The sequence below is a fragment of the Agrococcus sp. HG114 genome (genome assembly GCF_024723325.1).
Lineage (GTDB): Bacteria > Actinomycetota > Actinomycetes > Actinomycetales > Microbacteriaceae > Agrococcus.
Genome location: NZ_JANQCH010000115.1, coordinates 1 through 7,302 on the forward strand (window position 1 = coordinate 1; position 7,302 = coordinate 7,302).

General features: G+C 76.1%; 7 protein-coding genes. 6 read left to right on the top strand and 1 reads right to left on the bottom strand.

Annotated elements, in window-relative coordinates; genetic code table 11:
• The coding region (locus NWP09_RS10360; protein WP_258275436.1) for an IclR family transcriptional regulator at positions 1 to 615 on the bottom strand (615 nt) is incomplete at its 3' end.
• A gap of 86 nt (positions 616 to 701) precedes the next feature.
• Here NWP09_RS10360 and hutH point away from each other — a divergent pair.
• The 6 genes from hutH to NWP09_RS10390 form a co-directional block, all read left to right on the top strand.
• The gene (hutH, locus tag NWP09_RS10365) at positions 702 to 2,306 is read left to right on the top strand and encodes a histidine ammonia-lyase (protein WP_258275437.1); all 1,605 of its coding nucleotides are present in this window, start codon (positions 702 to 704) and stop codon (positions 2,304 to 2,306) included.
• A gap of 2 nt (positions 2,307 to 2,308) precedes the next feature.
• Positions 2,309 to 3,964 carry a urocanate hydratase gene (gene hutU, locus NWP09_RS10370; RefSeq protein ID WP_258275441.1) on the top strand — a complete coding sequence of 552 codons (1,656 nt, stop codon included), beginning with the start codon at positions 2,309 to 2,311 and terminating at the stop codon, positions 3,962 to 3,964.
• Between the two features lie 67 nt (positions 3,965 to 4,031).
• On the top strand, positions 4,032 to 5,201 hold the full coding sequence (gene hutI, locus NWP09_RS10375) for an imidazolonepropionase (protein WP_258275442.1): 1,170 nt from the start codon (positions 4,032 to 4,034) through the stop codon (positions 5,199 to 5,201).
• Between the two features lie 33 nt (positions 5,202 to 5,234).
• Positions 5,235 to 6,377, top strand: a complete 1,143-nt coding sequence (locus NWP09_RS10380) for a type III polyketide synthase (RefSeq protein WP_258275438.1) — start codon at positions 5,235 to 5,237, stop codon at positions 6,375 to 6,377.
• 10 nt (positions 6,378 to 6,387) lie between these two features.
• Positions 6,388 to 7,098: a methyltransferase domain-containing protein gene (locus NWP09_RS10385; protein ID WP_258275439.1), complete on the top strand. Its 711-nt coding sequence runs from the start codon at positions 6,388 to 6,390 to the stop codon at positions 7,096 to 7,098.
• Positions 7,095 to 7,302, top strand: a 208-nt coding sequence (locus tag NWP09_RS10390; RefSeq protein WP_258275440.1) for an FAD-dependent monooxygenase, incomplete at its 3' end; no start/stop codon positions are given. The genes NWP09_RS10385 and NWP09_RS10390, both read left to right, overlap by 4 nt.

Here is a 7,302-nt window from a genome sequence, read left to right on the forward strand (position 1 = left end):
GGCGGCGACCGAGCCGTACGCGGGGTCGACCTCGCCCTCCTCGGTCGCCCAGCCGCGCCGCCGCACGCCCGCGAGCATCGCGACGAGCGCGGCGCGCGTCGCGGGCCGCTCGCCGAGGAGGTCGCGGTCGTGGGGGATGAGCGCGCGCACCTGATCGGGACCGAGGGCCGCGAGCAGCGACCGCCCCGTCGCGGTGCGCACCGCAGGCAGGCGCACGCCCACGCGCGAGACCGTGACGGGGGAGCGGCGCCCCTCGCCGCGGCCCGCGTAGGCGACGTCGCTCCCGGCGAGCACCGCGAGGTGGCTCGTCGCCGGCACGCCCGCCTCGCGCACGAGCCGGTCGAGGATCGGCTGCGCGAGCCGTTCGAGCCGCGTCGCCGCCGCCACGCGAGAGCCGAGCTGCTGCACGCGCGCGCTGGGGCCCCACGCGCCGAGCTCGGGGTAGTGCACGAGGAAGCCCTCCTCGCGCATGACCTGGAGGAGCTGGTACGCGCTCGAGCGCGGCAGGTCGAGCTCCCGCGCGATCGTCGCCGCCCGCACCGGCCCCGGCTGCTCGGCGAGCAGCGAGAGGAGCCGCAGCGCGCTGCGCGCGGCCGGCATGCGCGGTGCCGCCATCGCCGCCTCCTCGCGCGTCTGAGATCTCAGACACCAGTATGCGCCGGACGCGTGCGCGCGGCGGCGCGCCCGGCTGGAATGGCCGCATGGCAGTGATCATCGGGGACGCGCCCCTCACCCGGCACGAGGTCGTGCAGGTCGCGCGCATGGGCGCGCGCGTCGAGCTGAGCGCCGCGGCGCTCGAGCGCGTCGACCGCGCCCGCGCCGTGATCGACGCCCTCGCCGCCGACCCCCGGCCGCACTACGGCATCTCGACCGGGTTCGGCGCGCTCGCCAACACGGCGATCGCGCCCGGCGACCGCACGCGCCTGCAGCAGTCGCTCATCCGCTCGCACGCGGCCTCGAGCGGCGCGCAGGTCGAGGCCGAGGTCGTGCGCGGCCTCATGCTGCTGCGCCTCCAGACGCTCGCGACCGGCCGGACGGGCGCGCGCCGCGCCACGGCCGAGCTCTACGCGGCGATGCTCAACGCGGGCATCACGCCGCTCGTCGGCGAGCACGGCTCGCTCGGCTGCTCCGGCGACCTCGCGCCGCTCTCGCACGTCGCGCTCGCCGCGATGGGCGAGGGCACCGTCATGGTGTGCGCGCCCGGCGAGCCGGACGGCGAGGTGATGGATGCGTCGGCCGCGCTCGAGCGCGCGGGCCTCGCTCCCGTCGTGCTCGCCGAGAAGGAGGGGCTCGCGCTCGTCAACGGCACCGACGGGATGCTCGCGATGCTGTGCCTCGCGCTCGCGGACCTCGACCTGCTGCTCGACACCGCGGACCTCGCGGCGGCGATGAGCGTCGAGGGGCTGCTCGGCACCGACGCGCCGTTCGCCGCGGAGCTCATGGCCCTGCGGCCCCACCCCGGGCAGGCGACGAGCGCGGCGAACATCGCGGCGCTGCTCGAGGGCAGCCCGATCGTCGCGAGCCACAAGGGGCCCGAGGACACCCGGGTGCAGGACGCGTACTCGCTGCGCTGCGCGCCGCAGGTGCACGGCACCGCGCGCGACACCGCCGCCCACGCGGCGCGGGTGGCCGAGATCGAGCTCGCGAGCGCGATCGACAACCCCGTCGTGCTCGCCGACGGCCGGGTCGTCTCGAACGGCAACTTCCACGGCGCGCCGCTCGCGGCGGTGCTCGACTTCCTCGCGATCGTCATCGCCGACGTCGCGTCGATGAGCGAGCGCCGCTCCGACCGGTTCCTCGACCCCGCGCGCTCCTACGGGCTGCCGCCGTTTCTCGCCGACGACCCGGGCGTCGACTCGGGCCTCATGATCGCGCAGTACACGCAGGCCGGCATCGTCTCCGAGCTCAAGCGGCTCGCGGCGCCCGCCTCGGTCGACTCGATCCCCTCGAGCGCGATGCAGGAGGACCACGTGTCGATGGGCTGGGGCGCTGCCCGCAAGCTCCGCCGCTCGATCGACGGGCTCGGGCGCGTGCTCGCGATCGAGGTCATGACCGCGGCGCGCGGGATCGAGCTGCGCGACGCCCCGCCCGGCCCCCGCACCGGGCGCGTCGTCGAGGCGCTCCGCCGGCAGGTGCCGGGCATCGGGCCCGACCGGTTCCTCGCCCGTGACATCGAGGCATCCGTCGCCTTCGTCGTCGGCGGCGGCGCGCGCATCGAGGCGGGGATGCTCAACGGCGGCGAGGCGCGGGCCGCCGATCCCGACGAGGAGTTGCACGTCGGCATCGCACGAGGAGGACGGTCATGACGATGGAGGGAGCGCGCCCCGTGCGCGCGCACCGCGGCAGCGAGCTGCACGCGAAGGGCTGGCAGCAGGAGGCGGCGCTGCGCATGCTGCAGAACAACCTCGATCCCGAGGTCGCCGAGCACCCCGACGACCTCGTCGTCTACGGCGGCACCGGCCGCGCTGCGCGCGACTGGGCGAGCTTCGACGCGATCGTGCGCGAGCTCGAGCGGCTCGACGACGACGAGACGCTGCTCGTGCAGTCGGGGCGCCCGGTCGGCGTCATGCGCACGCACGCGTGGGCGCCGCGCGTGCTCATCGCGAACTCGAACGTCGTCGGCGACTGGGCGACGTGGCCCGAGTTCCGCCGGCTCGAGGCCGCCGGTCTCACGATGTACGGCCAGATGACGGCCGGCAGCTGGATCTACATCGGCACGCAGGGCATCCTGCAGGGCACGTACGAGACGTTCGGCGCCGTCGCGCGGAAGCTCGGCCGCGACTCGCTCGCCGGCACCATCACGCTCACGGCGGGTCTCGGCGGCATGGGCGGCGCACAGCCGCTCGCCGTCACCATGCACGACGGCGTCGCGATCTGCGTGGAGGTCGACCGCTCCCGCATCGAGCGCCGCATCGAGCACCGCTACCTCGACGTCCTGGCGACGGATGTCGCGGATGCGCTCGCGCGCGCCGTCGAGGCGCGGGACGCCGGCCGGGGCCTCTCGATCGGCCTGCACGCGAACGCCGCCGACGTCGTGCCGGAGCTGCTCGCGATGGGCGCGCCGATCGACATCGTCACCGACCAGACGAGCGCGCACGACCCGCTCGCGTACCTCCCGAGCGGCGTCGCGTTCGAGGACTGGCACGCCGAGCGCGAGCGCGACCCCGAGGGCTTCACGGCGAGGGCGCGCGCGTCGATGGCGCGGCACGTCGAGGCGATGGTCGGCTTCCAGCGCGCGGGCGCCGAGGTGTTCGACTACGGCAACTCGATCCGCGCGGAGGCGCAGCTCGGCGGGTACGACGACGCGTTCGCGTTCCCCGGCTTCGTGCCCGCGTACATCCGCCCCCTCTTCTGCGAGGGCAAGGGCCCGTTCCGCTGGGCGGCGCTCTCGGGCGACCCGGAGGACATCCGCCGCACCGACGAGGCGATCCTCGAGCTCTTCCCCGAGGACGCGCACCTGCGCCGCTGGATCCGCATGGCCCAGGAGCGCGTGCACTTCCAGGGGCTGCCCGCGCGCATCTGCTGGCTCGGCGCCGGCGAGCGGCACCGCGCGGGGCTGCGCTTCAACGAGATGGTCGCCGACGGCACCCTCTCGGCGCCGATCGTCATCGGCCGCGACCACCTCGACAGCGGTTCCGTCGCGAGCCCCTACCGCGAGACCGAGGCGATGAAGGACGGCTCCGACGCGATCGCCGACTGGCCGCTGCTCAACGCGCTCGTCAACACCGCCTCGGGCGCGACCTGGGTCTCGATCCACCACGGCGGCGGGGTGGGCATCGGCCGCTCGATCCACGCGGGGCAGGTGACGGTCGCCGACGGCACCGAGCTCGCGGCCGAGAAGCTCGAGCGCGTGCTGACGAACGACCCCGCGATGGGCGTGATCCGCCACGTCGACGCTGGCTACGACGAGGCGGCCGCGTTCGCCGAGGCGCACGGCGTGCCGATCCCGATGCGGCGAGGCTGACGTGGCGGCAGCGACCCTCGTCACCGGCATCGGCGAGCTCACGACGAACGACGACGAGCTCGGGCGGATGCGCGACGCGGCCGTCGTCGTCGAGGGCGAGCTCATCACGTGGGTGGGGAGCGCCGCCGACGCGCCCGCCGCCGACGCGGCCGTCGACGTCGCGGGCCGCGCGGTGCTGCCCGGCTGGGTCGACAGCCACACGCACCTCGTGTTCGCGGGCGACCGCACGGGCGAGTTCGAGGCGCGGATGGCGGGGGCGCCGTACGCGGCGGGCGGCATCGCCTCGACGGTCGAGGCGACCCGCGCGGCCTCGGACGCGGCGCTCGCCGCGAACCTCGACCGCCTCGCCGACGAGGCGCTCCGCGGCGGCACGACGGCGCTCGAGGTGAAGACCGGCTACGGGCTCACCGTCGACGACGAGGTGCGCTCGGCGCGCATCGCCCGGTCGCGCGCCGACGCCGTCACCTTCCTCGGCGCCCACCTCGTGCCCGACGGCTGGGAGGCGGACGCCTACGTCGACCTCGTCGCCGGTGCCATGCTCGCCGCCGCCGCGCCGCTCGTCGACGCGGTCGACGTGTTCTGCGAGTCGGGCGCGTTCGACGGGCCGCAGTCGCGCCGCGTGCTCGAGGCGGCGCGCGATCGCGGGCTCGCGCTGCGCGTGCACGGGAACCAGCTGGGCCCGGGACCGGGCGTGCGGCTCGCCGTCGAGCTCGGCGCGCTCAGCGTCGACCACGTCGCGTTCCTCGACGACGAGGAGCTCGCGCTGCTCGCCGACTCGTGGTCGGGCGGGCGAGGCACGGTCGCGACCGTGCTGCCCGCGTGCGACCTCTCGACCCGCATGCCGCTCGCGCCCGCACGGCGGCTGCTCGACGCCGGCGCGGTCGTCGCGATCGCGAGCAACTGCAACCCCGGCACGAGCTACACGACCTCGATGGCGTTCTGCGTCGCCACGGCGGTGCTGCAGATGGGCCTCACCGTCGAGGAGGCCGTGCGCGCGGCGACCCTCGGGGGCGCCGCCGCGATCGACCGCGACGCGCCCCGCACCGACCGCACCGGCCGCGCACTGCCGCCCCTCGGCCGCATCCGCCCCGGTGCCCGGGCCGACCTGCAGGCGCTCGACGCCCCCTCGATCGCGCACCTCGCCTACCGCCCCGGCGTGCCGCTCGTGCACGCGGTGTGGCGCGCGGGGGAGCAGGTCGTCGGGCCGCGGGATCGAGCGGTCCGGGCAGGCTCCTAGGCCGCGCACGGTCGCGCGCCCTAGGGTGCGGTCATGACAGTGCGACTGCGAGGCCTGTCGACGGCGGTGCCGCCGACCCAGCTCGTGCAGACCGAGGTGGCGGAGGTCTTCGGCGCGCAGCCCGGCCTCAGCCGGCTCGGGCAGCGCATCGTGTCGACGTCGTTCGGCCTCTCGGGGATCGAGCGGCGCTACACGGTGCTCGACGAGCTCACCCGCGAGGGGCCGGAGCCGGCCGACCCGGCGTTCTACGACCGCGCGAGCGGGCTGCTGCTCGACCCCGGCACGCGGCTGCGCAACGACGTCTACGCGCACCACGCGTCGCGGCTCTACGTCGAGGCGGGCCGCGCGGCGCTCGCGGCGACCCCCGGCGTCGGCGCCGACGACGTCACGCACGTCATCACCGTCTCGTGCACGGGCTTCTACGCCCCCGGGCCCGACTTCGTGCTCGCGCGCGACCTCGGCCTGCCCGCGGGCGTGCAGCGCTACCACCTCGGCTTCATGGGCTGCTACGCGTCGATGCCGGCGCTGCGCCTCGCGGCGCAGCTGTGCGAGGCGGATGCGTCGGCGGTCGTGCTCGTCGTGAGCGTCGAGCTGTGCACGCTGCACCTGCGCACCTCGAACGACCCCGACACGATCGTCGCGACCTCGCTCTTCGGCGACGGCGCGGGCGCCGGCGTCGTGACCGCCGCGCCCCCGGAGACGGGGGAGCGCGCGCTGCGGCTCGACGCGTTCGCGACGCGCACGACCCCGCAGGGCGAGGGCGACATGGCATGGCGCATCGGGGACCACGGCTTCGAGATGGTGCTCTCGAACGCCGTGCCCTCGCTCATCGGCGAGCACATCACCGGGGCGATCGAGCCCCTGCTCGACGCCGAGGAGCCACTCGCGGCCGCGCTCCGGGACGGCGCGGCCGGCGCGGCGATCGAGCACTGGGCGATCCACCCGGGCGGGCGCAGCATCCTCGACCACGTCGAGCGCACCCTGCGCCTCGCGGAGGCGCAGCTCGTGCCGGCGCGCGAGACGCTGCGCGACTTCGGCAACATGTCGAGCGCGACCGTGCTGTTCGTGCTCGAGCACATCCTTCGGGGCGACGCGGGCGACGGCGACCGCGTGGCGGCCATGGCGTTCGGCCCGGGCCTCACGGTCGAGTCGGCGCTCCTGACCGTCGAGGGCTGAACCGCCGGCCATGCTGCTGCGCGAGCTGCGCCGGCGCGACCCGGACGCGCGAGAGGCGATGGACGACCCCGCGTGCGACGAGGCAGCGCTCGCGCGCACCTACGCGCGGTTCGACCTCGTGAACGCGGTCGTCTCGGGCCGGCGCGCGGTCTACCGGCGCTGGGTAAGGCCGCGGCTGCGCGCGGGCGGCGTCGTGCGGCTGCTCGACGTCGGCACCGGCGGCGCCGACCTGCCCCGCCGCCTGCTGCGCTGGGCCGCCGACGGCGAGCTGCGCGTCGTCGCGATCGATCCCGACCCGCGCGCGATCGCGTTCGCGCGCTCGCTGCCCCCGCTGCCGGGGCTCGAGCTGCGGCAGGCGATGACGGGCGACCTCGTCGCCGCGCGCGAGCGCTTCGACGTCGTGCTCTCCAACCACGTGCTCCACCACCTCACGGGCGCGGAGCTCGGCGCGATCCTCGCCGACTCCGAGGCGCTCCTCAGCCCCGGCGGCGTCGCGGTGCACGGCGACATCGCCCGCTCGCCGCTCGCCTTCGCCGCGTTCGCCGCCGGCACGCTGCCCTTCGAGCCGACGCTCCTGCGCGGCACCTTCATCCGCGCCGACGGACTCGCCTCGATCCGGCGCAGCCACACGGCCGCGGAGCTCGCTCGCGCGCTGCCGACCGGCTGGGCCGTCCGCCGGTCGACCCCCTTCCGCTACGAGCTCGTGCGGCACTCGCCATGATCGAGCGCCGCGACGTCGCAGTGGTCGGCGGCGGCGCCGTCGGGCTGCTGCTCGCGTGCCTGCTCGCGCAGCGAGGGCTCGACGTCGTCGTGCTCGAGCGCCGGCGCGAGCCGTCCGGCAGCGCGCGCGCGATCGGCATCCACCCGCCCGGTCTCGGCGCGCTCGACGCGGCGGGCGTGGGCCGGGCGGTCCGCGCGGAGGCGG

Excerpts from the sequence above, each read along its gene's own strand:
- hutH (WP_258275437.1), top strand. The coding sequence starts at position 702 with ATGGCAGTGATCATCGGGGACGCGCCCCTCACCCGGCACGAGGTCGTG.
- hutU (WP_258275441.1), top strand. The coding sequence starts at position 2,309 with ATGGAGGGAGCGCGCCCCGTGCGCGCGCACCGCGGCAGCGAGCTGCAC.
- hutI (WP_258275442.1), top strand. The coding sequence starts at position 4,032 with ATGCGCGACGCGGCCGTCGTCGTCGAGGGCGAGCTCATCACGTGGGTG.
- NWP09_RS10380 (WP_258275438.1), top strand. The coding sequence starts at position 5,235 with ATGACAGTGCGACTGCGAGGCCTGTCGACGGCGGTGCCGCCGACCCAG.
- NWP09_RS10385 (WP_258275439.1), top strand. The coding sequence starts at position 6,388 with ATGCTGCTGCGCGAGCTGCGCCGGCGCGACCCGGACGCGCGAGAGGCG.